General features: G+C 69.5%; 21 protein-coding genes and 1 riboswitch. Of the genes, 4 read left to right on the plus strand and 17 right to left on the minus strand.

Annotation, left to right across the window (positions count from 1 at the left end; all coding sequences use genetic code 11):
• Nucleotides 1-20: 20 nt before the first annotated feature.
• Genes OOT46_RS17165 through OOT46_RS17175 form a run of 3 tightly spaced genes read right to left on the minus strand, consistent with a single transcriptional unit; the run spans nt 21 to nt 1920 of the window.
• Entirely contained in the window at nt 21-887 is an 867-nt protein-coding gene (locus tag OOT46_RS17165) for an AraC family transcriptional regulator (protein ID WP_265404849.1), read from the minus strand.
• The gene (locus tag OOT46_RS17170; RefSeq protein WP_265404850.1) at nt 884-1183 is read right to left on the minus strand and encodes an AzlD family protein; all 300 of its coding nucleotides are present in this window, start codon (nt 1181-1183) and stop codon (nt 884-886) included. Before OOT46_RS17170 ends, OOT46_RS17165 begins: the two co-directional genes overlap by 4 nt.
• The gene (locus OOT46_RS17175) at nt 1180-1920 is read right to left on the minus strand and encodes an AzlC family ABC transporter permease (RefSeq protein ID WP_265404851.1); all 741 of its coding nucleotides are present in this window, start codon (nt 1918-1920) and stop codon (nt 1180-1182) included. The genes OOT46_RS17170 and OOT46_RS17175 overlap by 4 nt, the downstream gene beginning before the upstream one ends.
• A gap of 334 nt (nt 1921-2254) precedes the next feature.
• Here OOT46_RS17175 and bcmE point away from each other — a divergent pair, with 334 nt between their 5' ends.
• Nucleotides 2255-3511, plus strand: coding sequence for a thiamine pyridinylase (gene bcmE, locus OOT46_RS17180; protein WP_265404852.1), 1257 nt, complete (start codon nt 2255-2257; stop codon nt 3509-3511).
• A 16-nt stretch (nt 3512-3527) separates the two neighbouring features.
• On the opposite strand, the gene OOT46_RS17185 is transcribed toward bcmE, so the two are convergent.
• The 5 genes from OOT46_RS17185 to OOT46_RS17205 form a co-directional block, all read right to left on the minus strand.
• Nucleotides 3528-4082, minus strand: a complete 555-nt coding sequence (locus OOT46_RS17185) for a GNAT family N-acetyltransferase (protein ID WP_265404853.1) — start codon at nt 4080-4082, stop codon at nt 3528-3530.
• Nucleotides 4083-4282: 200 nt separating this feature from the next.
• Nucleotides 4283-5185, minus strand: a complete 903-nt coding sequence (locus OOT46_RS17190) for a 2OG-Fe(II) oxygenase (RefSeq protein WP_265404854.1) — start codon at nt 5183-5185, stop codon at nt 4283-4285.
• 364 nt (nt 5186-5549) lie between these two features.
• On the minus strand, nt 5550-6980 hold the full coding sequence (locus OOT46_RS17195; protein ID WP_265404855.1) for an efflux transporter outer membrane subunit: 1431 nt from the start codon (nt 6978-6980) through the stop codon (nt 5550-5552).
• Nucleotides 6977-10120, minus strand: a complete 3144-nt coding sequence (locus OOT46_RS17200; protein WP_265404856.1) for an efflux RND transporter permease subunit — start codon at nt 10118-10120, stop codon at nt 6977-6979. Before OOT46_RS17200 ends, OOT46_RS17195 begins: the two co-directional genes overlap by 4 nt.
• A gap of 11 nt (nt 10121-10131) precedes the next feature.
• A complete protein-coding gene (locus tag OOT46_RS17205) occupies nt 10132-11277 on the minus strand; it encodes an efflux RND transporter periplasmic adaptor subunit (RefSeq protein WP_265404857.1) in 1146 nt (381 codons plus the stop codon).
• Nucleotides 11278-11522: 245 nt separating this feature from the next.
• Between OOT46_RS17205 and OOT46_RS17210 the strand changes: the two genes are divergently transcribed.
• Complete coding sequence (locus OOT46_RS17210) at nt 11523-12152, plus strand: TetR family transcriptional regulator (RefSeq protein ID WP_265404858.1); 630 nt, start codon at nt 11523-11525, stop codon at nt 12150-12152.
• Between the two features lie 10 nt (nt 12153-12162).
• On the opposite strand, the gene OOT46_RS17215 is transcribed toward OOT46_RS17210, so the two are convergent.
• The 3 genes from OOT46_RS17215 to metH all read right to left on the minus strand — a co-directional run bounded on the left by OOT46_RS17215 (nt 12163) and on the right by metH (nt 18580).
• Nucleotides 12163-13701, minus strand: a complete 1539-nt coding sequence (locus OOT46_RS17215; RefSeq protein WP_265404859.1) for a DUF1501 domain-containing protein — start codon at nt 13699-13701, stop codon at nt 12163-12165.
• A 12-nt stretch (nt 13702-13713) separates the two neighbouring features.
• Nucleotides 13714-15537, minus strand: coding sequence for a DUF1800 domain-containing protein (locus OOT46_RS17220; protein ID WP_265404860.1), 1824 nt, complete (start codon nt 15535-15537; stop codon nt 13714-13716).
• A 310-nt stretch (nt 15538-15847) separates the two neighbouring features.
• Nucleotides 15848-18580 (minus strand): methionine synthase, encoded by a 2733-nt coding sequence (gene metH / locus OOT46_RS17225; protein ID WP_265404861.1) that lies wholly within the window; start codon nt 18578-18580, stop codon nt 15848-15850.
• A gap of 41 nt (nt 18581-18621) precedes the next feature.
• Nucleotides 18622-18718, minus strand: a riboswitch (S-adenosyl-L-homocysteine riboswitch).
• Nucleotides 18719-19030: 312 nt separating this feature from the next.
• Between metH and OOT46_RS17230 the strand changes: the two genes are divergently transcribed.
• On the plus strand, nt 19031-19708 hold the full coding sequence (locus OOT46_RS17230; RefSeq protein WP_265404862.1) for an OmpA family protein: 678 nt from the start codon (nt 19031-19033) through the stop codon (nt 19706-19708).
• Nucleotides 19709-19864: 156 nt separating this feature from the next.
• Complete coding sequence (locus tag OOT46_RS17235; protein ID WP_265404863.1) at nt 19865-20458, plus strand: OmpA family protein; 594 nt, start codon at nt 19865-19867, stop codon at nt 20456-20458.
• Nucleotides 20459-20519: 61 nt separating this feature from the next.
• On the opposite strand, the gene OOT46_RS17240 is transcribed toward OOT46_RS17235, so the two are convergent.
• From OOT46_RS17240 to hisC, 6 genes are all read right to left on the minus strand, one after another.
• On the minus strand, nt 20520-21569 hold the full coding sequence (locus OOT46_RS17240; protein ID WP_265404864.1) for a homocysteine S-methyltransferase family protein: 1050 nt from the start codon (nt 21567-21569) through the stop codon (nt 20520-20522).
• 69 nt (nt 21570-21638) lie between these two features.
• The gene (locus tag OOT46_RS17245; protein WP_265404865.1) at nt 21639-21974 is read right to left on the minus strand and encodes a 2Fe-2S iron-sulfur cluster binding domain-containing protein; all 336 of its coding nucleotides are present in this window, start codon (nt 21972-21974) and stop codon (nt 21639-21641) included.
• Nucleotides 21971-22714 (minus strand): iron-containing redox enzyme family protein, encoded by a 744-nt coding sequence (locus tag OOT46_RS17250; protein ID WP_265404866.1) that lies wholly within the window; start codon nt 22712-22714, stop codon nt 21971-21973. The genes OOT46_RS17245 and OOT46_RS17250 overlap by 4 nt, the downstream gene beginning before the upstream one ends.
• Nucleotides 22715-22743: 29 nt before the next feature.
• The gene (locus OOT46_RS17255; RefSeq protein ID WP_265404867.1) at nt 22744-24069 is read right to left on the minus strand and encodes an ATP-grasp domain-containing protein; all 1326 of its coding nucleotides are present in this window, start codon (nt 24067-24069) and stop codon (nt 22744-22746) included.
• Between the two features lie 20 nt (nt 24070-24089).
• The gene (locus OOT46_RS17260; protein ID WP_265404868.1) at nt 24090-25331 is read right to left on the minus strand and encodes an ATP-grasp domain-containing protein; all 1242 of its coding nucleotides are present in this window, start codon (nt 25329-25331) and stop codon (nt 24090-24092) included.
• Nucleotides 25328-26458, minus strand: a complete 1131-nt coding sequence (gene hisC, locus OOT46_RS17265) for a histidinol-phosphate transaminase (protein WP_265404869.1) — start codon at nt 26456-26458, stop codon at nt 25328-25330. Before hisC ends, OOT46_RS17260 begins: the two co-directional genes overlap by 4 nt.
• Nucleotides 26459-26463: the final 5 nt, after the last annotated feature.

Below are 26463 nucleotides of genomic sequence, written 5' to 3' on the forward strand. Positions count from 1 at the left end.
GCAGCCCCGGGGTCTTTCCTTCATCCTCTGGCGGCGGCGAACTGCCCTGGCGTGATCCCGTAGGCGGCACGGAAGCGCCGCGTGAGGTGGCTCTGGTCCACGAAGCCGACCGCCCCGGCCACCGAGGCCGCCGCTTCACCGGCGACCAGCAGGCGGCACGCTTCGCGCAGCCGGGCGCGCGTCAGGTAAGTGTGAGGTGGCATGCCCAGATGGCGCGAGAACAAGCGCACCAGCGCGAAGCGACTGATGCCGCTGTCCTCGGCCAGCCGGGTCAGCGAGATGTCGCAGGCGTAGTGCTCGTCGATGAAGGTGCAGGCCCGGCGTACCCGCCGAGCGTCGCTGTCGGTGCACGGCGCCCGCACCGGGCTGCGTGTCGCATGGCGTGCCAGCAGCGCGGCGACGATCTCCAGCAGCCAGGTTTCGCTCTCCAGCGCCTGCAGCTCTCCAGGCCGCTCCATGGCCCGATGGAAAGCCGCCAGACGCCCTGCCAGTGCCGCGTCCTGCACCACCGGCGTGCGAAACAGCGGCAGCTGGCCGGGCTGCAGCGAGTACTCGCCGTGAGCACGCACCAGCAGCTCCACACCGAGGTAGACCATGCGCGAGGTATAGGCTGCCGTGGCCGACTGCCCATCGTGCAGATCGTCGGGGTTCACCAGGATCAGCGTGCCGGCCGGGGCGACCCGCTGCCCGCCGCGGCAGTAGAAGCTCTGCACGCCGGCCTCGGTGACACCGATGGCGTAGTCGTCGTGCGTGTGACGTGCGTAGGTGTGGGTGGTGAAGGTGGCCTTGAAGAAGCTCGCGCCGGCCAGCGCACCGGCGCGCCAGAACGAGGCACTCTCACGCGGGCCCGCGTTCCCGACGGCCGGACATTGAGGCCCCCGGTTCACGCCAGCCACCCCCGCGCCCACCAGGCCGAGCCGACCCCGACCGCCATGGCGGCCAGCACATTGCCGGTGCGCCACATCGTCACGGCGGTGGCCAGAGCGGCCAGCGCGTCCGCCCGCCCGCCGCTCAGGATGGCCGGCGCGACGAGAGCGGCCAGCACGCCGGCCGGGATCTGCGCCAGCCAGCGTGCGACAAAACCGGTGTTCGGCATCCGGCTGGCCAGCAGCAGGCCGCCGGCGCGGCAGGCCCAGGTGACCAGCGCCATGCCGACGATCAGCGTTGCCGTTTCGAAGTTCATGCCGGTCTTTCCTCCTCGGGCCGGCGCACCGCGCCGGCCAGGCTGCCGAGCAAGCCGCCAATGATGATGTACCACTTGCCGGGCAGCAGTGCATGCGCCGCCAGCGCAGCCAGCGACGCGACGGTCCACGGCAGCAAGCTGCCGGGGCCCCGCCACATCGCGACCAGCAGAGCCAGGAAGGTGGCCGTGAAGGCGAAGTCCAGCGCCCAGCGCGCCGGGTCGCCCAGCAACTCCCCGGCCAGCCGACCGGTGAGGGTCGCCGTCAGCCAGGCCAGGTAGGTGAGGACTCCGCCGCCGAGCAGGAAAGCGACGCTGCCCCGCCCTTCCGACAGCTCGGCGCTGGTGAGGGCCCAGTTTTCGTCGCTGATCAGGAAGGCCTTGAGCAGCGGCCAGCGGCTGCCTTCGCGCACGAACATCGGGTGCAGGGCCGCCGTCATGAGGAAAAAACGCAGGTTGACCACCAGGGTGGCGACCAGGATGGCCAGGACCGGCGGTGACGCCCCCGAGGTCTGCCACATGTCGAGAGCGACGAACTGGGCCGAGCCGGCGAACACCAGTGCACTCATCAGGCCGGTCTGCAACAGGCTCACGCCGGCCTGCCCGGCCAGCACGCCCCAGACCAGCCCGTAGGCCGCGACGCTGACGGCGAGCGGAAGACAGCGGCGTGCGCCGAGGTAGAACTGGGCGCGGCCATGGTCGGCCAGGGGCGGCGGAGGATGGGTACATCTCGAGCTCATCAGTCGATGATCCATGGCGCCGCCGCAGCCGGCTTGTACATTTGTGCGCCTCAGGCGGCGTCCGGCTCGCGGCGTCCGGCAGCCGCTGGAACACGGGCAGTCCCGGATCGCACACCGGCACCCGGGTGGGATTGACCGGCCGCAGCGCTGCCTGAACGGACAGGAGCACCGGCCTCCGGCGGGGGCGACCGCTGAGGCCTGGGGTAGGCTTTCGCAGCCGAGACTCCGCCCCTCATTTCGACCTTGTGGCATCCACCCGCCTGCTTCCATACTTCGGACGCCCTCGAGGGCAAGCCGGCAGTCACACGCAGTCCCAACACCGGGGGAGATGCAGGTGAGACACAGGAAGCCCTTCGCCCCGGGATCGGCCCGGCGCCTGCCCTACACGGCACACGAGCCCGGCACCCTGCTCAACGTCGCGATCTATCCCTATGTGCCGCGCCCGGCGCAGTTCGAGGCAGTGCTGCGCCAGGCCTGGAGGCAGCAGTGTCCCGAGGTCGAGCTGCATTTCGTCGACTACGACTGCTACCACCAGGACCCGCCCGCGGGCCTGGACGTGTTCGTCTTCGACACGCTCTTTCTCGAGAGCTTCGCGCTGGCCGGCTTTCTGATGCCGCTCGACGAAGGCCTGCTGGAGCCGGCCGCCGACTTCATGCCCTATGCCCTGGCCGGCTGCCGGCTCGGTCCACGGCTGTACGCGCTGCCCTATCTGGGCTGCGCGGATGTCATCTTCCACCGCGCGAGCGACGCGGCACTCGCGTCGGTGCGCACGCTGGACCAGTTGTTCGACCAGCTCGGTGAACATCCTCGGCCGACGCAGGTCCAGCCCGCCGAGGGCGAGGGTCTGCTGATCGACCTGACCGGTCGCACGACGGATGCCTGCCTCTACCTGCAGGGCTGGAGCAGCCTGCACCCCGGGCGCCGCCCGGCACCGCTGCCATGCCACGATGCACTCGACCACCGCACGCTCGAGAAGCTGCAACTGCTGACCCGCATGGCGGGAGCCGCCCATGCCAGCTTCGACGACGGCGGCAGCCAGCGTCTGCGCTGGTTCGTGCAAGGCGGCGGCCGGGCGCTGGTCAACGTGACCGAAACCTTGTGCTCGATGCCGGCGTCCCTGGTGGACAGGCTGGACTTCCAGGCCATGCCGCAGGCAGCCGCCACGCCGCTGCCACCGCTGTATGTCGACGGCGTCGCCGTGCGCCCGGGGGCCGATGGCCGGCAGCGCGACCTGGCGCTGCGCCTGGCGCACCTGATGTGCAGCAGCGAGGTGATGCTGCGCAGCATGCTGCCGCACCGGCCCGGCGCCCAGCCGCAATACCTGCTGCCGGTGCGCCGCAGCGTGCTCCGCGACCTGATGCCGCTGTCAGCGCCCTACGCGCGCATGGCGGAGCGCTTTCCGCTGGACGCACCGCAGTGCTTCCGTATCGACGGTGGCGCACGCGAGTGGGTCGACAGCAGCGCCTCGGCGATCCGACTGGCCCTGCTCAATGTCTGCCCCGAATTCCCGGTGCACGACGGCATGTTCGACGACTCCGAACCGATGCCCGCGGACAAGTCGCGGCCCGCCAACCTGTTCCGCCGCAAGTAGCGGAACCGGCCCAGGCTCAAAGCTCGATGCGGTAGCGCAACCTCTGTCCGTCGCCATGCGGCGCGAGCCGGTGAAAACGCTCGATCAGCTGGCCGCCGTTGGCCGCCACCACCTTCTGTGAGGCGATGTTGTCGGGGTGGCAGATCAGGTCGACGTGCTGCAAGCCCTCGGCCCTCGCCAGCACCAGCATCTGCCGCAGGGCCTGCGTCGCATAACCGCGCCCGGACTTCCAGGGCACCACGGCAAAACCGATGTGGCCCGGCACCCAGTCCGGCAAGGTGGAGGTGCCGGGCTGCCAGCGCAGCCCGACGCTGCCGCAGAAGGCGCCGTCCCAGATCCAGCAGCGGTAGCCCGGCAGGCGCGCGGCGCTGCTGCCGTCGGGCAGCACGATGGGCTCGCCCTTGGCCTCGCGGTCGACCAGCGAAGCGAGGAAGCCGTCGGCATCGCGGGCGATGTGGTCCAGCTCCTGGCGGGTGGCCACCGGGCCGAGTCGGTTGTCGGCAGACCAGCCGCGCTGCAGCGCGGCGACGTATTCGGGCAGGTGCCTTTTGGACGGCCGGACCAGTTCCATGGGGGGACTCCGCATGCGTGTGCGAAGACCCGCCCCGGCCACCCGGCCGCATCGGCTCCGTCCCCGCTGTTCACATCTGAAGGGACACCGGCTCCGGCCGGTGCTGCTCAGGTCCCGATTGAAGCCTCAGTCATGGTGCGGCGACCATCCCTAGAAAGGGGGACGGTACCGACAGGACGGCCGCGTCCCCGCGGGAGGGCTCAGCTGCCCGCCAGGCGCTTGAGCGCGTTCCAGATGATGGGCGGCGTGGCCAGCTTGGCGGCCGACTTCACGCGCTCCATCGGGTCGCTGTAGAGGAACAGCGAGGTGTTGCGCCGCTCCCGCTCGCGCCGCGCGTTGCTGTAGGAGTAGTAGTAGCAGGCCACGGAGCGGCGCGTGCGGCCCTCGGGCGCCTGCAGGGGATGCGGATGCCCGTGGTAGCTGACGTCGCAATGGCGCATCAGGATCGTGCGGCCGAAGTCGGGCCAGACCTCGCGCACGCAGTTCTTGGCCTCGCCGTCCCACAGCTCCAGCGCCCCGCCCCAGGCGCGGTCCCAGTCTTCGTTGAGATAGGTGATCAGCACCATCTCGTTGTCCAGCCCGGTGCAGGGATGGCGGTTGAAATCGCGGTGGATGCCGAAGCGCCCGCCGTTGCGCGTCTCATGCAGGCCGCCGCCGTAAAGCTTGGGATCGGTGATCAGCTCCTCGACCCCCGTGACGGCGGACAGCAGCTCCAGGAAGGCCGGCGAGTTGACCAGGCTGAAGTAGAGCTTCGACGCCGGCCCCAGGCGGGCCCCCGGCGTCGAGCGGTGGGTCAGCTCGTGTTTGGTCTGCACGACGCGCCAGCCGCCTTCGCCCGCCCCACCGAACTCCTCCGCCACCAGGCGCAGCAGATCGGGGTTGAACATGCCGTCCACCACGAAGTGCGGGAAGGGTTTGGCGTCACGTGTCTGCTGTGTCAGCTGAAGCTGGTAGTCGGTCTCGAAGACGCGCGGGTTGATGAGCTCGGAGAAAGCCAGGCGTCGGCCCCGGATGCTGACAAAGCTAGCGCTCGGGGGCTCGGAAGGCAGAAGGGCCGCTGGGACCGCTGCGGGCAGCGGCGATACCGCTACATGGAGGCTCATAAAGGTGTCGAACGACAAGCAATATGCTGAGGTCTGGATGGTGACATGTGTGTTGGAATGTCAGACTACCGAACGTCGTTTTCTGGCGTCCAACCGTCGCTCGCCCCCCGACTTGAGGGGGCCTCCCCGGACCCGTGAGCCCCCCTCTCGGACCGGTTCCTCTCAAAGCGTGACAAGGGATGCAGAGCGATGCAGGAATCATCCGGGGCCGTCGTCTCCCCAGGCGCAGCAGGCCTGATTTCTGGGCCGCACGAGCGGCGACGACACGGCCGTGAGTGGTTACTTGCAAAAACAAATAGGCCCCCGAAGGGGCCCAGTGTGTGGACGGAAAGCCGCGTCTTCCCGGCGACGCGCCGCCCTCGCCTCAGCGCTGCGCGGCGGTCTCCGGGTCGGTCCAGCCGCCGCCGAGGGCCTTGAACAGGTCCACGGTCGCGGCCAGTTGCGCCTGGCGGTTGCTGACCGTGCGCAGCCGGGCCGCGTTGGCGGTGCGCTGCGCGTCAAGCAGTTCGAGGTAGGCCGAGTAGCCGGCGTCATAGCGCTGCTGGGCGGTCTTCAGCGCGTTGAGGTTGGCCCGCTCGCTGGCCTCTGCATCGGCCTGCGACTCGCGCGCCGCGCGCAGGTTGGCCAGCGCATCGGCCACGTCCTTGAACGCCGACTGCACCGCGCCCTGGTAGGCCGCCAGGCTTTCGCGCTGGCGCGCTTCGGCCTGGGTGGTGGCAGCGGCGCGTCGCCCGGCATCGAAGATCGGCAGGCTCAGCCCGAAGCCGAGCGACCAGATGCGCGAGCCGCTCTTGAGCACGTCCGACAGCTCCGCGCTTTCGCCGCCAGCGAGCCCGGTCAGCGACACGGTCGGGAACATCGCCGCCTTCGCGACGCCGATCTGGGCGTTGGCCGACACCAGCTGCAGTTCGGCCTGGCGCACGTCGGGCCGGCGTGCCAGCAGCTCCGACGGCAGCCCGGCCGGCGGCACCGGCGGCAGCGGCAGACCCTGCAGGCGGCCGTCACCCAGCGTCAGCCCGGCCTGCGCCGTCAGCAGGCCCAGCTGCGACTGCGCCAGCGCACGCTGGCGCTCCAGCTCGCGCAGTTGCAGCGCCGCCTCGGCGCGCAAGGCCTCGGCCTGGTCGAGGTCGAGCCGGGCGCTGGCGCCGCCCTTCAGGCGGATGCCGAGGATACGCACCCCTTCCTCGCGAGTCTTGAGCGTCTCCCGCGTCAGGGCGATCTGCTCGTCGAGCGCGCGCAGCGTGAAGTAGCTCTGGGCCGTCAGGCCGGCCACCGTCTGCCGCACCACCTCGCGCGCATAGCCGCTCGCCAGGGCCTGGGCGCGCGCCGCTTCGGAGGCGCGCCGCAGCCTGCCCCAGAAGTCCAGCTCGAAGGCCGTCGAGGCCGCCAGCCGGAAGCTGTTGCCCACCGAACCGCCACCGGGCAGTCCGGTCGTCTCGCTCGAACGGGCCCGGCCGGCGCTGCCGCCCAGGTCGACACCGGGCCACTGCGCCGCACGCGCCTGGGTCACCAGCGCTTCGGCCTGCTCGACACGCGCCACAGCCTGCTGCAGGTCGGTGTTGCGGGCCAGGGCGGTGTCCACCAGCGTGTCGAGCTGAGGGTCGCCGAACTGGGTCCACCACGAAGAGGACACCACCGGCGGGACGCCGGCCGCTGTCACGGCGGCGGCATCGGCCGGGTAGGCCGCCGGCAGGCTCATTTCGGGCCGGCGGTAGTCGGGCCCCACCGCGCAGCCGGCCAGCAGGGCCGCGGCAAGCGCAGCCGGGGCCGCTTTCATCAGCAGTTGTCGGCTCATACCGGAACCTCCTCGGTCGCACCGGGCGTATGGCTGTGCTGCGGACGCGGCTTGCGCGCCAGCAAGGTGAAAAACAAGGGCACGAAGATCGGCGCGATGAAGGTCGCGACCAGCATGCCGCCCACCACGCCGGTGCCCATGGACTGCCGGGCGGCGGCGCCGGCGCCGGTGGCGAACATCAGCGGCAGCACGCCGAAGACGAAGGCCAGCGAGGTCATCACGATGGGGCGGAAGCGCAGCCGTGCCGCTTCGCGCGCCGCCTCCGCCGCGCTCTTGCCCTGCTCCATGCCTTGCATCGCGAACTCCGCGATCAGGATCGCGTTTTTGGCCGCCAGGCCGATCAGCACCACCAGGCCGATCTGGAAGTAGATGTCGTTCTCCATGCCCCTGAGCATCACCATCAGCAGCGCGCCGGTCAGTGCGAAGGGCACCGCGAGCACCACCGCCATCGGCACACCCCAGCGTTCATACAAGGCGGCCAGGATCAGATAGACCATCACCAGCGCGAAGCCGAAGGCGAAGATCGAGGCGCTGCCGGTGCGCTTCTCCTGGAAGGCCTGGGCCGTCCATTCATAACCGTAGCCCGGCGGCAGCGTCTCGCGCGCCACCTGCTCCACCGCGGCGATCGCATCGCCCGAGCTGTAGCCGGGCTTGGCGCTGCCCATCACCTTGGCGGCGATGTAGGCGTTGTAGCGCTCGATCTGCTCGGCACCGATCACGTTCTCGACCCGGATCAGGGCCTTCAGCGGGATCATGTTGCCGCTGGTGGCCGAGCGCACGTAGAGCCGGCCCAGGTCCTCGGGCTTGGAACGATAGGGGGCGTCGGCCTGCATCGTGACGCGGTAGGTCCGCCCCGACCGGTTGAAGTCGTTGATGTAGAGCGAGCCCATCTGCGCCTGCAGCGCGGTGAACACCTCCTGGACGGGCACGCCCAGCGCCAGTGCCTTCTCGCGGTCGACCTCGACCTTGAGTTGCGGCACGGTGGGCCGGTAGAAGGTGTTCAGGCCCGTCAGCGCCGGATGTTTCGCGAGCGCCGCCATGAAGTCGGCGGTGACCTGCGCGAGCCGCTGCGGGTCGCTTTCGGTACGGCCCTGCACATAGACCTCGAAGCCGCCGGCCTGACCCAGGCCCTGGATGGCCGGCGGGTTGAAGGCGAAGGCGATGCCGTCCTGCAGCGCGAACCCCATGCCGCTCATCTGCTGCGCCAGCTCCTGCGAGGTCTGCTCGCGCTCCTCCCAGGCTCGCATCGGCGCGAAGATGGTCGCAGCATTGGACTTGGTGCCGCCGCCGATCAGATCGAAGCCGTTGACGATGAAAAAGTGCTCGATCGCCTGGTTCTTGCTGTTCATCAGACGCAGCTGCTCGGTGGTGCGGCCGGTGCGCTCCAGGGTCGCGCCGTCGGGCAGCACCACCGCGCCGATGATGTAGCCCTGGTCCTCGGCCGGCACGAAGCTGCTCGGCACCTTCCACAACAGCCAGCCGGCCGCCCCGGCCATCGCGAGGAAGGCCAGCACCGCCAGCACACGCTGCTTCAGCACGGCGTTGACGCCGCCGAGGTAGCGGTGCGTGATCCAGTCGAAGCCGCGGTTGAAGGGCCGGAAGAAACGCTCGCCGCGCGTGACGCCGTCGTGATGGGGCTTGAGCAGCAGCGCGCACAGCGCCGGCGTCAGGGTCAGCGCAACCACCCCCGAGAGCACCACCGAGATCGCCACCGTCACCGCGAACTGGCGGTAGAGCTGGCCGGCGATGCCGCCCATGAAGGCCACCGGGATGAAGACCGCGCACAGCACCAGCACGATGCCGACCACCGCACCCGACACCTCGCGCATCGCCTCGATCGAAGCGGCGAACGGGCTCATCTTCTCCTCGCGCATCAGGCGCTCGACGTTCTCCAGCACCACGATCGCGTCGTCGACCACGATGCCGATGGCCAGCACCATCGCGAACAGCGTCAGGGTGTTGATGGTGAAGCCGAACATCCACAGACCGGCGAAGGTGCCGATCAGCGAGACCGGCACCGCCAGCATCGGGATCAGGGTGGCGCGCCAGGTCTGCAGGAAGACGAAAACCACCACCAGCACGATGACGGCCGCCTCGACCACGGTCTTGATCACCTCGCTGATCGAGGCCGACACGAAGCGCGTGGTGTCGTAGGGAATCACGTAGTCGACGTCCTCGGGGAAGACGTTTTTCTTCAGCTCGACCATGCGTGCCTTGACGGCGTCACCGACGTCCAGCGCGTTGGCGCCCGACTGCAGGAACACCGCCAGCGCGATGGCCGGCTGGCCGTTGACGCTGTTCGAAGCGTCGTAGCTCTGGGCGCCCAGCTCGATGCGGGCGACGTCCTTCAGGCGCAACACGCCGTTGGGGCCGCCGGCGCGCACGATGATCTCGCCGAACTGCTCGGGCGCGACCAGCCGGCCCTGGGCCGTCACGGTGTAGACCAGGTCCTGGCCCTTGGGAGCCGGCTCGGCGCCGATCTTGCCGGCCGCATACTGCGCGTTCTGCCCGTTCACGGCCGCCGCGATATCGGCGGTCGTCACGCCCAGCCGGGCCATGCGGTCGGGCTGCAGCCACAGGCGCATGGAGTAGTCGCGCGCGCCGAAGATCTGCACGTCGGCGGCACCCGGGATGCGCTTGAGCTCGTCCAGCACGTTTTGCGTCGCGTAGTTCGACAGGAACAGCGAGTCGTAGGTGCCCTTCGGCGAGTTCAGCCCGATGACCAGCAGGAAGTTGTTGGAGCGCTTGGCCACCATCACGCCGTTGCGCCGCACTTCGTCAGGCAGCCGCGGGGTGGCGAGCTGCACTCGGTTGTTGACGTTGAAGGTGGCCTTGTCGACGTCGGTGCCGACCTCGAAGGTGGCGGTGATGACGGTCTGGCCGTTGGACGAGGAGTTCGAGCTGAAGTACAGCAGGTTCTCGACGCCCGAGAGCTGCTCCTCGATGGGAGCGGCCACCGTCTTGGCCAGGGTCTCGGCCGAAGCGCCGGGATAGGTCGCGGTGATGGTCACGGTGGGCGGTGCGATCTCGGGGTATTGCGAGATCGGCAGCACCTTGACTGCCACCAGACCGGCCAGCACCAGGATGATGGAGAGCACGGCCGCGAAGATCGGCCGCTCGATGAAAAACTTGGAAGACATGGAAGCTCCCGTCACTGCGCCGCGGAGGCAGCCGGCGCCGACGCCGCGGGAGCCGCGGCGCTGGCGGCCGCGCCCGGTGCGGCGGCGCCCGCCGCCTGGGGCGAGACCGGCGCGCCGGGGCGCAGCTTCATGAGGTTGTCGAGGATGACCTGGTCACCTTCCTTGAGGCCCTTGCGGACCACCCAGTCGCCGCCCGACCAGCCGGCCACCTCGACCGGCGCGGGCGCGGCCTTGCCGTCACGCACCGTCCAGACCAGGGTGCCCTGGTCGGTCTGCATCACGGCCGCCCGCGGGACCAGGAAGGCCTGCTGTTCGCCAGCCACCACCTGGGCGCGCACGAACTGCCCCGGCAGCACGTCGAGTCCGGGGTTGGGGAACTCGGCGCGCAGCTGCACGGTGCCGATGCGGGGGTCGACCGTGGAGCCTGCGAAGTTCAGCTTGCCCTGGGCCGCCACCGGCTTGCCGCCGGCGTCGAGCAGACGCACCTCGGCCTTGCGCGCGCCGCGCAGCTGCGACTGCTCGGCCTCCGAGAAGGAGAAGCGCACCCAGATCGGATCGGTCTGAGTGATGCTGGTGAGCAGGCTGTCGGAGCCCGGCGTGACCAGGCTGCCCTGCGACTTCTGGGAGCGGCCGCTGATGCCGGTGATGGGCGCGGTCACTGCGGTGTAGGAGAGGTTCAGCTCGGCTTCGCGCACCTGGGCCTGGGCCTGCGCGACGGCCGCTTCGGCCAAGCGCACCGAGGTGGCTGCGTCGTCGTACTCGCGCTGGCTGACGGCCTGCTGCTCGGCCAGGGGTTTCAGGCGCTGGGCCTCGCGACGCGCCTGCTCCAGCTGGGCGTTCTGCTGCCCCAGGTTGGCGCGCGCCTGCTGCAGCGCGATCTCGAAGGGTGCGCGCTCGATCTGGTAGAGCGCAGCGCCGGCCTTGACACGTTCGCCTTCCTGATAGAGCTGGCGCTCAATCAGACCGCTCACGCGGGCGCGCACCTCGACCTCCTTGGAGCCCTCGGCCTGGCCCACCGCCTCCAGCGTGACCGGCACGGCCTGCAGCTTGACGTTGCGCACGCTGACCGGCATGGCGGGCATGGCGCCGCCCGGCGCGCCGCCGTGGCCTTCGGCCTGGGGCTTGTCGCCGCAGGCGGACATCAGGATCGCCGACAAGACGGCAGTGACAACAAAAGAACGGTGCAGGCTGAGGCCGCGGGGGCAAGCCGCAAGCGGCGCCGGAGCCGTCGCCGGGAAAGCTTGGAAAGAAGCCATAGATATGCCCAAAGAAAAAATCGCCGTCCCGCCGGGGGGGCAGGAAGGTCGGAATACTGTGGAAAACGCGGGGGAACCGACTGCGCGTCGCAGCTATCATACATACATTCCTGAATGTATGTATGAAACTCGGATGAACTGCCGTCATGGTGCGTCGAACCAAAGAGGAAGCTGAACAGACCCGCCGCCAGATCCTGAGCGCGGCCCGCGACACCTTTCACCAGCGAGGCGTGGGCAGCACCAGCCTGGAGCACATCGCCCAGGCGGCGGGCCTGACGCGCGGCGCCATCTACTGGCACTTCGCCAACAAGGAAGACCTCTTCAAGGCCATGTGCCAGGAAGTCAGCATCGCGCTCGTCAATCGCATGGACTACGCCCTGCTGCTCGACCCGCACGCTGACCCGCTGGAGCGCGTGCGCAACTTCCTGCAGCAGCTGCTGGACGCGCTGGGCGAGGACGGCGGGCTGCGCCGCACCCTGGAGATCCTCAACTTCAAGTGCGAGTTCGTCGGCGAGATGGAGCGCGACCTGATCGACTATATCGAGCGCAGCGAGGAATGCCTCGGCAAGCTGCAGCAGGCCTACCAGGCGGCGCAGCGCGCCGGGCAGCTGCGCGCGGGCCTGAGCCCGAAACGCGCCGCACTCGAAACCCTGGTGTTCTTCAACGGGCTGCTGCGGCTGCGCCTGCTGGGCGTGCCGGTGCTGCAGAAGGGCAGCGAGCTCAAGGGCCTGATCGGGGCTCACATCGACGGCATGCGCGCGAGCGCGCCCGTCTGAGCGGACCCGATCAAACGCGCATGAACCCGAGCTGGCGCCGGGCGGTGTCGAAGTTCGCCAGGTTGGGCAGCACCTCCAGCAGCTGGCTGTCGCTCAAACCGAACCAGCGACCCAGCGTGGCAGCGTACTGGTCCACCGAGATCTCGGGCAGCAGCGCGCCGTTGTTGCCCAGCTGCTGCTCGCTCGTGAACTCGCCCTGCCCAGTGCTGAGCCCGTAGGCCGGGAAGCGACCATAGAGGTCGCCGCCGCGCACCGCACCACCCATCACGAAGTGGTGCGCGCCCCAGCCGTGGTCGGTGCCGTCGCCGTTGCTTGTGAAGGTGCGACCGAAGTCCGAGGCGGTGAAGGTGGTGACGCGCTCGCGCGCCCCGATCGCGCCGAGCACGTCGTCGAAATAGGCCAACCCGTGCGAAAGCCGGGCCATCAGGTCGGCATGGTTGCGGCTCTGGAAGTCGTGCGTGTCGAAGCCGCCCAGGCCGACGAAAAACACCTGCCGTCGCACCCCCAGGGAGCTCGCGGCGCCCACCATGCGGGCGACGATCTGCAGCTGCTGGGCCAGCGGGTTGTAGGCCTTGGTGCCGCTGAGCGGGTGGTCGTAGTGCAGCAGCGGGTCGGGCTGGCCGTCGGGGCCCGGCGTGCCGTAGGGCGGCGCCAGCTCGCCGAGTGCCGCACCGAGGGCGCGCTCGGCCTCGATCGAGCGGCGGGTAGTCTCGACATAGGCCGCCTCCATCAGGTTGCCGCTGCGGGCCTTGCCGACGATACGCTGCAGCGCCTCGCCGGCCACCGCCGAGCCGAACAGCCGGCGCTGGGCATCGACGCCGAGCCGGATCGCGCCCGAGCCCGCAACCTGGTACTGCATGACCCGCTCGCCAGCCAACCACACCGCGTTGCCCGAGGTCGAGATGCTCGTGAACAGGCTCTGATCACCGTTGGCCGAGCGCAGCAGGTCGGCCATGCGGCCGCCCCAGCCGGCGCTCGCACCTTCCGGCGCGAAGGCCTGCCAGGTGGACTGCTGGTCGTTGTGGGAGTAGAGCTTGGGCGGACGGGGATGGCTGTGGATGCGCAGCTGCTCCTTGGTGGTGGGGGCCACCAGCGGCCCGACGTTGGCGAGCACCGCGAGCCGCTTGTCGGTGTTGAAGAGCTGCTGCAGTGCCGGCAACAGGGGGTGCAGTGCGAAGCTGCGGCCGGTCTGCCCGGTGGCAGGCGCAAGCGGCAGCACGCCGCCCAGCCGTTCGGGCGTGCCGGGCGCGGCGCTGCGCAGCGGCGGCACGCCGGGTGCCTTCAGCGCGATCGAGGTGCCCAGCCCCCCGCGCGCCGCATGGTAGCCAAGCCAGGAGGCCGTATCGGTGGCGAGCACGGTGTTGTAGCTGTCGTTGCCGCCGAACAGGAACACGCAGACCAGGGCCTTGTAGTCACCCGACGCGTTCTGCGCGGCGGCCGAGCCCAGCGCGGCCAGATTGAGCGCGAAGGGAGCGGCTGTCGAGGCCAGCACCGGCAACGCGCCGGCCTGGCGCAGGAACTGCCGACGGGAGGCAGGGGGAAACGTCATGCAGGACCTCGCTCACTTCTGGACGATGAACTCGGGCGACAGCAGCGTCAGGTAGACCGCCGTGTGGACCCGGCTGCGGCGGGCCGACTCGATCGCCGCCGCATTGCTGCCGTTCGAATGGGGCTGGGGGATGGCGATCGAGCTGACCGCGAGACGGATCTCCGAGCGCAGGCTCGCCGGCATCCGGCCCAGCAGCAAACGCTCGGCGACGCGGTCGAGCAGCGCATCGGGCCGGTCCGCCAGGGCCATCTCGGCGCGGTAGTCGGGCTGTATGTCATTGGCGCTCGCCTGGTAGTCCAGGCCGCGCTGGCCGACGCCGTGGAGCACCGCGTCGCGCATGTAGTTGGCGTAGCCGGCCACCGTGGTCTCATGCGTGATCTGCATCTCCGGCGCCACCAGCCCGGCGCGCGCCAGACCGGTATTGGGCGGCACATAACCGGGGCGGTAGAAGTTGAACACCGAGGGCGCGCGCATCGGCGTCTGGCCCAGCTGGCGCCCGGGATCGTCCGTCATGCCGACCAGGAAGCGGCCGCTCGCCGAGCTGGCGCCGTAGGCGCGCAGGAAGGCGCTGAGCCGCAGCACCGGCTCGCGCAGCTTGCCGTAGCCGGGCGTCTGCGCGGCCCGGGCGTCGCGGGCCTCGGGATCGAGCAGGATGGCCTTGACGACCGCCTTCAGGTCGCCGCGCACCCCCTGCCCGTTGTCGTCGAAGGCTGCCGAGACCCGGGCCACGTAGGCCGGGCTGGGGTTGCTCGTGACCAGCCGCTGGATCAACTGGCGCCCGATGAAGGGGCCGACGTTGGGATGCCGGAACAGGGTGTCGAGTGCGATGCGCAGACCGGCCTCCGGGTCGGGGTTGTGGGAGGCCGGCAGGGTGCGACCGAGGAAACGCTTCTGGGCGCCCGAGTGGAACTTGGCATACACCCTCATCGGCCGCCAGAACCGGTCGGGGTCCTGGCACTGACTCATGCCGTAGAAGCAGGCGTCGTCGTCGCTCGGGCTGTGCCAGCTGAAGCCGGTGAAAACACGCGAGAGGCCGACGATGTCCTCGCTGTCGTAAGTCTCGCGCGGGCGGCCGGCGGCGTCCGTCAGCACGCTGCCGTCGGGGCGCAGATCGTGGAGGCCGATCGAGAACAGCTGCATCACCTCGCGCGCGAAGTTCTGGTCCGGCACGCGGCCGATCGCCGGGTCTTCCTTCTGGTTGCGCAGGTGGGACAAGTAGGTGCCCATCATCGGATGGCGGGTCACCGCCTCCAGCAGCTCGCGGTAATTGCCGAAGGCATGCTGGGCCAGCACGTCCATGTAGGAGGCAACGCCGCGCGGGCGATCGGCCACGTTGCCGTCCACCGTCGAGATCACGAAGATCTGCGAAAGCGCGTAGGCGACCCGCTGGCGCAGCTGGTCCTCGCCGGTGAGGGCCTGGCGCCAGAAGCTGTCGAGCACCTCGCGCTGGCCCGCATTGCGTTCGGGGTCGGCGGCCTTCAGGGCAGCATCGCTGGCTTCCCAGGAGCGCCGGTGCACCGGCGTGTAGGGGAGCCGGAACTGCGCGTCGATCCAGCCGGCATAGCCGCGCTCCATCACGCTGTCGACCGACCGACCGGTGGGGCCGAAGCTGGCCTGGGTCAGGAAACGTGCCGCGTCGTAGCGGCTGGCCGGACGTTCGGAGACCACACCGCGGTCGTCACCGCCGCCTCCCCCACCGCTGTTGCCGTCGCTGTCGCTGCCGTTGCTGCTGTCGTGGTCGCCTCCGCCGCAGGCGGCCATCAGCAGGCACAGGGCGGCGGCCTGCAACGCGCGCGCGGCGCGCCGCCCAGGCCAGGCAGAACATGGTCGTGTCAAGAGATCCTCCCGCGGGCTTCTTGTTGTGGGCGCGGCGGGACAGCACCGCGCGGGGGCTGTGCTGAAGGCAGCTTCCATGCCACGGGCCTGGAAGCGGCAAGACGGCAAGCAACGGTAAAGGAAACGCGGCAGGAAGCGGCCGCGCGCGACCCGGCCGCCAAAACCTGTCAGGTGGCGTCGAGCGTGCGGCCGCCCGCGACAGGCACACCCGGTCGATCCGGGGTCAACAACTGCGTCTTGTGTAAGCCAGCGAGTCGACTGCGAAAAGCTGCGAGGGACTGCGAAGCCGCTGTGCCCCGCCCTGCCCGGCTCAGAGCAGCGAGGCCAGGGAGCGCTCGGCTTCGGCCTGGTCCTGGCCGCAGCGGCCGGCCCAGTCGGCCAGCTGGTCGGCGCCGATCTTGCCGACGTTGAAGTAGGTCGCCTCGGGATGCGCCAGGTAGAAACCGCTGACGCTGGCCGCCGGCGTCATCGCCAGGCTCTCGGTCAGGCCCATGCCGATCTCTTCGCAAGCGAGCACGCGGAACATGTCGCGCTTGACTGTGTGATCCGGGCAGGCCGGGTAGCCAGGCGCCGGCCGGATGCCGCGGTACTGCTCGGCGATCAGCGCCTCGTTGCTCAGCTGCTCGTCGGCGGCATAGGCCCACAGCTCGGTCCGCACGCGCTGGTGCATGCGCTCGGCCAAGGCCTCGGCCAGCCGGTCGGCCAGCGCCTTGAGCATGATGGCCGAGTAGTCGTCGAGGTCGTCGAGGAAGGCCTTCTCCTTCTTCTCCACCCCCAGGCCGGCAGTGACCGCGAACAGGCCGACGTAGTCGTTGCCCAGCGGCGAGACGAAGTCGGCCAGGCAGCGGTTGGGGCGCTTGACGCCGTCCACCACCGGGCGCTCGCTCTGCATGCGCAGGCCGTGCCAGGTCATCAGACGCTGGGTGCGGGCCTCGTCCGCGTAGATCTCGATGTCGTCGTCGTTGACCTGCCGGGCCGGGTAGAGGCCGATCACGGCATTGGCGGTCAGCCAGCGGCCGTCGATCAGGCGCTTCAGCATCCGTTGCCCATCGCTGTAGACGCGCCGCGCCGACTCGCCGACGATCTCGTCGGTGAGGATGGCCGGGAACGGCCCGGCCAGGTCCCAGGTCTGGAAAAACGGCGCCCAGTCGATGCACTGGGCGATCTCGGCCAGGTCGTAGTTCTTGAACACGCGGCGGCCGATCAGCTTCGGCCTGGTCGGCGTGTAGGCGGTCCAGTCGAGCGGCGTCTTGTTGGCGCGTGCCTGCGCCAGGCTGACCATCGGCGTGGCCTTCTTGTTGGCGTGCTGCTGGCGCACCTTCTCATAGTCGGCTTTGAGCTCATCGAGATAGCGGGCGGCCTTCTCGTCGCTGAGCAGGTCGCTGCAGACGCCCACGCTGCGCGAAGCATCGGGCACGTAGACGACCGGGCCTTCGTACTTCGGCGCGATCTTCACCGCGGTGTGGACCCGGCTGGTGGTGGCGCCCCCGATCAGCAGCGGGATCTTCTTCATGCGGAAGTAGTCGTCGCGCTGCATCTCGCTGGCGACGTACTGCATCTCTTCCAGGCTGGGCGTGATCAGTCCCGAGAGGCCGACGATGTCCGCGCCTTCGACCTTGGCCTTCGCGAGGATGTCCTGGCAGGGCACCATCACGCCCATGTTGACGACCTCGAAGTTGTTGCACTGCAGGACCACCGTGACGATGTTCTTGCCGATGTCGTGCACGTCGCCCTTGACGGTGGCGATGACGATCTTGCCCTTGGCCCGCACGTCGCCGCCGGCGGCCGCGAGCCGGAGCTTCTCTTCCTCGATGTAGGGCACCAGGTGGGCCACCGCCTGCTTCATCACGCGCGCCGACTTGACCACCTGGGGCAGGAACATCTTGCCGGCGCCGAAGAGGTCGCCGACCACGTTCATGCCGGCCATCAGCGGCCCTTCGATGACGTGCAGCGGGCGGCCGCCGGCGGCGCTGATCTTCTGCCACACCTCCTCGGTGTCGGCGACGATGAAGTCGGTGATGCCGTGGATCAGCGCATGGCTCAGGCGCTCCTCCACCGGCGCGTTGCGCCAGGCCAGCTTGGCGCTGTCGTCCTTGGCCGCGCCCTTGACCTGCTCGGCGATCTCCAGCAGCCGTTCGGTGGAGTCGGGGCGGCGATTCAGCACCACGTCCTCGACGCGCTCACGCAACTCGGGATCGAGGTCGTCGTAGACGCCCACCATGCCGGCGTTGACGATGCCCATGTCCATGCCGGCCTGGATCGCGTGGTACAGGAACACGGTGTGGATGGCCTCGCGCACCGGCTCGTTGCCGCGGAAGCTGAAGCTGACGTTGCTGACCCCGCCGCTGACCTTGGCTCCCGGCAGGTTCTGCTTGATCCACCGCGTCGCGTTGATGAAGTCGACCGCGTAGTTGTTGTGCTCCTCGATGCCGGTGGCGATCGCAAAGATGTTGGGGTCGAAGATGATGTCCTCGGGCGGGAAGCCGACCTCGTCGACCAGCATGCGGTAGGCGCGCTCGCAGATCTGGATCTTGCGCTCGTAGGTGTCGGCCTGGCCCTGCTCGTCGAAGGCCATCACGACGCTGGCGGCGCCGTAGCGCCGGATCAGCCGGGCCTGGCGCTTGAACTCGTCGACACCTTCCTTCAGCGAGATGGAATTGACGATGCCCTTGCCCTGGATGCACTTGAGGCCGGCCTCGATGACGCTCCACTTCGAGGAGTCGATCATGATGGGCACGCGCGCAATCTCGGGCTCGCCAGCGATCAGGTTGAGGAAACGCACCATCGCCGCCTGGCTGTCGAGCATGGCCTCGTCCATGTTGATGTCGATCACCTGGGCGCCGTTCTCGACCTGCTGCCGCGCCACGCTCAAGGCTTCCTCGAACTGGCCGTTGAGGATCATGCGGGCGAAGGCCTTGGAGCCGGTGACGTTGGTCCGTTCGCCGATGTTGACGAACAGCGAGCCGTCTCCGATCGAGACCGGCTCGAGGCCGGAAAGACGCATCGGGGCGGGAGGGGCGGCAGCAGCAGTGGTGTCGGTCATGGCGCAACAGGAGATAAGTGTCGGCCACGGCTCACCCGTGGCGCGGGTGAGCGTCGTTGCGGTGCCCGGCGGCGGGACTTCGGCAGCTCCAAGCCTGACGCGGCCACATCGGGCTGCGCTGCAACGCTCCTTGGAGAGGCCGCCATTTTATGACAGCGCCCGGGATCCCGCCGTGAAGGATTCCCCTGCGGACCGGTACCCCGGCGCAACGCCGCGGGAGGAACTTACCGGAAGACACGCTGGTCCATCCTTGCAGGGCCGCCACAAGGACCGGTGAAGCGCTACAACTCGCCGCAGGAAAGCGACACCGAGGTGAGCACCTACACTGAGGCTGGACTCCTGCTTGCTAGTCGCCGACGCGTCTGTTACATGTTTCACCTGCCGAACCTTGTCGGGTCCCGGGTGCATGGTTTGCAATGCAGCAGCTGTCCACATAACAAGGAGTGCATCGTGAAACGTTCCATCCTCTCCATCGCCGCCGTCGCCGTCTTCGCCAGCGGCTGCGCGAACATGAGCGAGACCCAGGGCAACACCGCCAAGGGCGCCGGCATCGGCGCGGCCGCGGGCGCGCTGATCGGTGTAGCGACGGCGGGCGGCAACAAGGGCAAGAGCGCCGCCACCGGTGCGGCCGCGGGCGCCGCGGTCGGCGCACTGGGCGGCTACATCTGGTCCAAGCGCATGGAAGAGCAGAAGGCCAAGATGGACCAGGCCACCGCCGGGACCGGGATCGACGTGGAGCGCACCAACGACAACCAGATCAAGGTCCAGATCCCCGCCGACGCCGGCTTCGACACCGGCCGCTCGGCCATCAAGCCGCAGCTGGGCAGCGTGCTCGACAAGTTCGCCACCAGCATGCGCGAAAACAGCGCGACGGAGATCCGCATCTTCGGCCACACCGACACCACCGGCAGCGACGCCACCAACAACCGCCTGTCGGTCGACCGTGCCGCCAGCACGCGCGACTACCTGGTCGGCCGCGGCGTGCCCTTCAGCCGCATCGCGATCGACGGCCGGGGCAGCCGCGAGCCGGTGGCCGGCAACGACAACGAGTCCGGCCGCGCGCAGAACCGGCGGGTCGAGATCTACGTCGCCGAGCGCGAGCAGGTGGCGCAGCAGCAACAACGCTGACCCCCCGGCTCGGGGCCCCTCATCTGCGAGGTGCTCCGACCTTTCCAGGATGGGAAAATCCCGGCTGCCGCTGCCCTCCGGGCCGCGGCAGCTTGTTTTTTCGGGCGCGTGGCCGACTGCAATGGCGCGGCAGGGCGCCCTTCAAGGAGTCCTGGAATGAATGCTTATCCGCGCCGCGCCGCCGCGCTGTGCGTGCTGTCCCTGCTGGCCCTGGCGGCCGGCTGCGCGACCCAACCCGCCCCCGCTCCCGAAACACCGCCCGCGACCAGCGCACCGGCTGCGCCCGCGGCTCCGGCCGCCCCCGGCTGGACCCCGGCGCTGGCCGCCGTGTTCGAAGCCGCGCAGCGCGCCGCCCAGGGCAGCGGCGTGGCAGTGAGCCGCACCGGCGAGCAGGAGCTGTTGCTGCGCGCCACCGGCGATGCAGCCTTTGATTCGGGCCGCACCGGCATCAACGCCCGCTTCCGCAAGTTCCTCGACACGTTGGCCGAGCCGCTGGCGCGCGCGCCGGGTCTGCAGGTGCGGGTGGTGGGCCACACCGACAACGTCGGCAGCAATGCGGTGAACGACCGCATCTCGCTGGAGCGTGCCAACTCGGCCCGCGACTACCTGGTGACGCACGGCGTGACCGCCGACCGCATCTCCGCGGAAGGCCGCGGCGAACGCGAGCCGGTGGCCGGCAACGAAAGCGCCGAAGGCCGCGCGGCCAACCGGCGCGTCGAGCTGATCATCTCGCCCGCCGCGACACGCTGAGCCGCGAGGCCGCGACAAAAAGGCCGCCCGCGGGCGGCCTTTTGACTGCCGGCGCGACCGCTCAGCCCTGGACCAGCCGGCTGAACATCGCGTCCTGGCGGCAGCGCGGCTGGTAGGCCGAGACGCGCTTGGCGATCTCGGCGATGTGGTCCGGCGTGGTACCGCAGCAGCCGCCCACGATGTTGAGGAAGCCGGCCTTCGCGAAGTCTTCCATCAGCCCGCCGGTGACATCCGGCGTCTCGTCGAAGCCGGTCTCGCTCATCGGGTTGGGCAGGCCGGCGTTGGGATAGCAGCTGATGAAGGTGTCGCCCGCGATCTTCGACAGCTCCTCGATGTAGGGACGCATCAGGGCCGCGCCGAGCGCGCAGTTGAGCCCTATGGCCAGCGGCCGCGCATGGCGCACCGAGTGCCAGAAAGCGCCGACCGTCTGGCCCGACAGGATGCGCCCCGACGCGTCGGTGACGGTGCCGGAGACGATCACCGGCAGGCGTTCACCGGTGTTCTCGAACAGCTCGTCGATCGCGAAGATCGCCGCCTTGGCGTTCAGCGTGTCGAAGATGGTCTCGACCAGGAAAAGATCGGCGCCGCCTTCGAGCAGGCCCTCGCCCTGCTCGTAGTAGGCGTCCTTCAGTTCGTCGAAGCTGACGTTGCGCGCGCCGGGATCGTTGACGTCCGGGCTGATGCTGGCGGTGCGCGGCGTCGGGCCGAAGGCGCCGGCGACAAAGCGCGGCTTTTCGGGCGTGCTGAAGGCCAGGCAGGCGGCCTTGGCGATACGCGCCGCCTCGACGTTCATCTCGCGGGCGAGCGGGGCCAGGCCGTAGTCATCCTGCGCGATGCGGGTGGCGCCGAAGGTGTTGGTCTCGATCATGTCGGCGCCGGCCCGCAGGTAGCCCTCGTGGATCTCGCGGATGACGTCGGGCCGGGTGAACTGCAGCAGCTCGTTGTTGCCCTTCAGGTCCTTGCCGTGCGCCGCGAAACGCTGGCCGCGGTAGTCCGCCTCGCCGAGCTTGTAGCGCTGGATCATGGTGCCCATGGCACCGTCGAGCACCACGATGCGTTGCTTGAGGATCTCCGGCAGTTCGGCCGCGCGGGTATAGGAAGGGGAGCTCATGCCCGGATTGTAGGCATGGCGGCACTTCCCCACCCACAGCAAGGCCGCCTCGCGGACGGCCCCCGCTGCTCAGCACTGGCGGATGCTGATGTCGCCGCGCAGCTGGCACTGGCAGGCCAGCCTGACCTTCTCCGGGGCATAGCCCAGTGTGGCAACGAAGCCGCGCTCGCCTTCGTCCTGCCGCGAGACGTTCGCCGCGCCCTCGACGATCTCTATCGTGCAGATGCCGCAGGCCCCCGCGCGGCAGCCGAAGATGAGGCCGGCCAGCTCCAGCTCGGCGGCGTCGGACAGGTAGGCCCCGTCCGGCAGCGAGAAGGTCTCTCCGGTGCCCGGGATCGACACCGTGTGCAAACGCACGCGGGAGACCTCAGGGTCGGCCGCCGGGCCGCCCTCCTCCCCCGTCATGCCGCGGCCTTGTCCGCGACGGTGGCCTCGTAGAGCTCGCGGAAGTACATGGCCAGGATGGTCTGGATGTCGTCGAAGTAGCGCAGCACCTTCTCGACGTCTTCCTCGCTGTGGATCAGGTAGCGCAGGATGCGCCACATCTCGCCGGCATGGTCGTCGCCGACATCGGTGTTGATGTGCGCAAGCTGGCCCTTGATCTTGTCCGTGCCCACCGACTCCTTCAGCGCCGAGATCTGCCTGGGCGTGAGCTTGGCGGTGGTGTACTCGACCAGGTAGCTGGAGGCCACCACGCCGATCGGGCTCTCGTGTTCGCACAGGAAGTAGAAGAAGCCCTGCAGCAGCCGGGTCGCCAGGAAGGGCTCGGTGCGCAGCAGCTCCTCCTGCGTCACGCCCAGCGCCTTGCAGTCCTGCATGAAGAGGGTGTCGTGGTTCATTTCCTCGGCCTGGTACTCGGCATAGAGCTGCGCGGCTTCCGGCGAGATCTTGGTGATGGCGTGCAGCGCCTTGCAGTGGGCCGAGCGGCTGAGGCGGATGCGCCAGACATGCTCGATGGTGTGGCGGCGGTACCAGCGGCTGTTGAGGTCCTTGCTTTCGAGGTGGTTGGCATAGGGCACGGTGGCGGCCCATTCGGCCATCTTCTGGTCCAGGTAGCGGTCCAGGCGCTCGCGCACCTTGGCGCCGTCGGCCAGCGAATAAAAGGGCGCGGGACGTTCGATCCCGCAATGGCTCACACGGTTCATTTCATTTTCCTTCCAGGGTTGGGTTGGGATCAGTCGCTCTCTGCGTAGCGCACGATGAGGGAGGCGTCGAGCATCGCGGGCAGGGCCACGAGCTCCTCGGCGATGTCGGCGATGTCGACCTTCCACAGCGCGTTCAGCAGGAAGATGCCCCGCTCCGAATCGGGCAGGCGGCTGCCCTCCCGGACGGGGATGTCGTAGATGTCCGGCGGCCGCGGCACCGCCTCCAGCGAGATGCGTTCCAGCACACGGTTGCGTTCGCCGTAGCGGCTCAGGAACACGGTGCCCTGCACCAGGCTGCCGTCGCGGCGCCGGGTGCTCTCGCGCAGCGAGGCCAGCAGGGCGTGCATCGCGTCGCGCTCGAGCCGCGTGCGGCTGCACACCGTCTTCACCCACAGCTGCAGCATCGACAGGCCGCCGGTGAAGACACCGATGCTCTGGTTGATCAGCGCGCCGCCCATGCGGGCATTGACCTCGATGACGTCCCAGTGTTCGCTCTCGGGGTGGTAGCGGGTCTCGATGTGGTAACACCCCTCGGCCAGGCCGAGTGCGGCCAGCACCGCGTCGATGTAGCGCTCGCCGGCCAGTTGCTCGGCATCGGACAGGCGCGGCGCCGGGCAGGAGTTGCTGGTCTCCAGCGTGGTGCCGCCCGAATCGTCGAGGTACTTGGCATGCACGCCGATCACATAGCTGCGGCCGTCGAGCACCAGCACCTCGAAGCTGTACTCGTCGCCGGGCAGGTAGTCCTCGGCGATGAAGTCGAACTGCCCGGCGAAGATGGCCTTGAAGGCACGGTCGCGCTGCATCTGTTCCTGCAGCGCGGCCAGCTTGGTCGCGTCGAAGCTGTTGTCGAGCCGGAAGCAGGCGAAGGAGCCGGCGCCGCGCCGCGGCTTGACGAACAGGCGCTGCGGTTCGCGCCGCAGCGCGGCAATGCTGTCGGGCGCGATCAGGCGGGCCCGGGCGCGGCTCAGCCCGGCCGAGAACAAGGCGTTGCGGCAGCTGAGCTTGTCCATCGCGCGGCGTATCGCCTCGGGCTCGGCGTCGGTCGCGCCGATACGCTGGTTCGCCTGCGACATCAGCAGCCGGAGGCCTTCGAAGCTCGCCAGTGCGGCGACGATCTCGTAGCCCTCGGCGCGCGCCTCGGCGAGCACGGGGTCGAGATGGGCCACGCCGAGGTGGTCGTCATCGACCTGCCAGAGCCGCTCGCAGTACCGGGCGGCGGTCTCGAGGTCGCGCGCATCGAGGGCCCGGGAGCTGAGCACCAGGCAGGACAGGCCCAGCGCTTCGAGATATGGCTGGATCAGCGCGACATAGGAGCGGGCCTGGTGAACCAGCAGCAGGAGGGAGGGTTTGGCCATGGTGGGGGCGGCGCAGCCGTTCAGGCTTGCCGGGTGGTCAGGGAAAACTCGCGCAGCACGGTGGCGATGTCGCGCTCGATCGCGTGGGCGCGCTGCGCCGCGAAGAGGAAGCGCCCCGACTGCATCGAGGCGTAGCCGGTGTCGGGCTCCAGCAGCTGCCCCTCCTGCGGCACCAGCTCGCGGTAAACCGTCGGCAGGCGGCCGAGGAAACGGGTCACCGCTTCCACCCGCAGCGGCAGGCCCGGCGGACGCGGAAACATCAGCCAGCCGCCCAGCTCACGCGGCTCGGCGGAGACGCGGCCGGTGCCGCCCATCGCCATGGCCACCCATTCGGCGAACAGGTTGACGCCGGTGCTGCGATGGATCATGTAGGGCACGTCCGCCCCGGCGACCCGGGCACCGACCTCGAGGAAGACCAGTTCGTCGCGCCGGCTGTGGAACAGCTCCAGGTGGAAGGGGCAGGCCTTCAGCCCGATGGCCTCGATGCAGGCCCGCGAGAACCCGGTGACCCGCTGGTGCAGCGCGCTGCCGGGCTCCAGCATCACCGAGCCGAGCGGCGCGCCGCGGGTGAAGTCGAAGCAGTTGTTGACGTAGCGCGAGGGCAGCAGCAAGGCCACCCGCCCCTCGACATCGACCAGGCCGTCGACGTGGTAGAGCTCGCCGTCGATGAACTCCTCCAGATCGGCCTCGCCCGGCGGCAGCGCGGCGAGTGCGACACGCAGCGCCGCCTCGTCGGCGATCACCTGGACCCCGGCGCTCGACGCACCGTCGACGGGCTTCAGGATCAGCGGGTAGCCGACCTCGCGCGCAAAAGCCACCGCCTCGGCGGCCTGCGACGAGGACACCGCCTTGTAGTGCGGCACCCGCAGGCCGGCGCTGCCGACCTTGTGTTTCATCAGCAGCTTGTCGCGCCCGAGCCGGTTGTCGGCGGGGCGGTTGCCCGGGATGTCGAACTCCTCGCGCAGCTCGGCGGCGATGTCGAGCAGGAATTCGGAGAACACGATCAGGCGGTCGATCGGCCCGTGTTCAGCGGCGATGTCCCGCAGCAGCCCGCGCCAGGCCGCGATGTCGTGCAGTGCCTCCAGCTCGTGGAGCCGCCAGCGGCCGGGCGGCGCGGTGATCGCCGTCCGGCCCTTGCGGTTGGCGATGTAGCTGACCTGGTGGGCCTCGTGGTCGATGAAGTCCTCATACCGGACCAGCTCGAAGTCCCAGCGCGGCGTGCCAGGAAAACGCGCGAAATTGCTGACGATGACGATGTTCATGCTTCGCTCCGTGGGCAGGGCGCGATCTCGCCGGGGACCTGCAGCAGCTCGCGCAGGGCCTCGACCAGGCGCGCGATCTCGTGCGGCGCGCCAATGGAAATGCGCAGGTGCTGCGGCAGCCCGTAGGCGTCCATCGCGCGGGTGATCAGGCCCTGGGCCAGCAGGCCTTCATAGATGCGCTTGCCGCCCGGGGCGAAATCGGCCAGCACGAAGTTGGCATGGCCGCGCACGATGGGCACCCCGAAGGACTGCAGGGCGTCGCAGAGCTGCTCCTTGCCGCGCCGGGCCGACTGCACCACCCACTGCAGGTGGCCGGTGTCGTCCAGCGCGGCCAGCGCGCCGGCCAGCGCCACCCGGTTGACCGGGAAGGGAGGCCTGAGGCGCTGGACCCAGGACGCGAGCGCCGGGTCGGCGATCGCGTAGCCCACCCTCAGGCCGGCCAGGCCGTAGGCCTTGGAGAAGGTGCGCGCGACCACCACGTTGGGAAAGGCCAGCGGCAGCACCGCGCTGCGCGCCGGGTCGTGGCCGGCGAACTCGGCGTAGGCCTCGTCGAGCAGCAGGATGACGCGCGGCGGCAGCGCGCGCACCAGCCGGTCCAGTTCGGCCAGGCTCAAGGCCGCGCCCGAGAGGTTGGTCGGACTGTCGAGGATCACGAGGCGCGTCGAGCCGTCCAGCCGCTCGAGCAGGCGGTCCACCTGGTGACCGAACTCCGCACCCGAGGGCGCCAGCCTCACCTCGGCCCCCTGCGGCGCGATCAAGGGTGCATAGGCGCTGTAGCCGTACTCGGACAGCACCACGTTGCAGCCCGGGCTGACGAAGGTGCGGATCACCGCCTCGATCACATCGATCGAGCCGTTGCCGAGCAGCAGGCCCTCGGCGGGTACCTGCAGGCGCGAGGCGAGCCGGTCCAGCAGGGCCTGCGGGTCGGGATAGCGGTTGACCTTGCGCAGCGCCTCCTGCATCGCCGCGGCGATGGCCGGTGAGGGCTCGACCGGCGTCTCGTTGCTGGAGAACTTGCAGATGCGCGACAGGCTGCGCTCGCGCTGCAGCTTCTCTTCCGTGATGCCGGGCCGGTAAGGCCGCAGCTGTCTGATTTCCGGCGCGACGAGCCGGCCCCAGTCGATCATGGCGG

Source organism: Aquabacterium sp. A7-Y (assembly GCF_026153205.1).
Classification (GTDB): Bacteria; Pseudomonadota; Gammaproteobacteria; order Burkholderiales; family Burkholderiaceae_C; genus Caldimonas.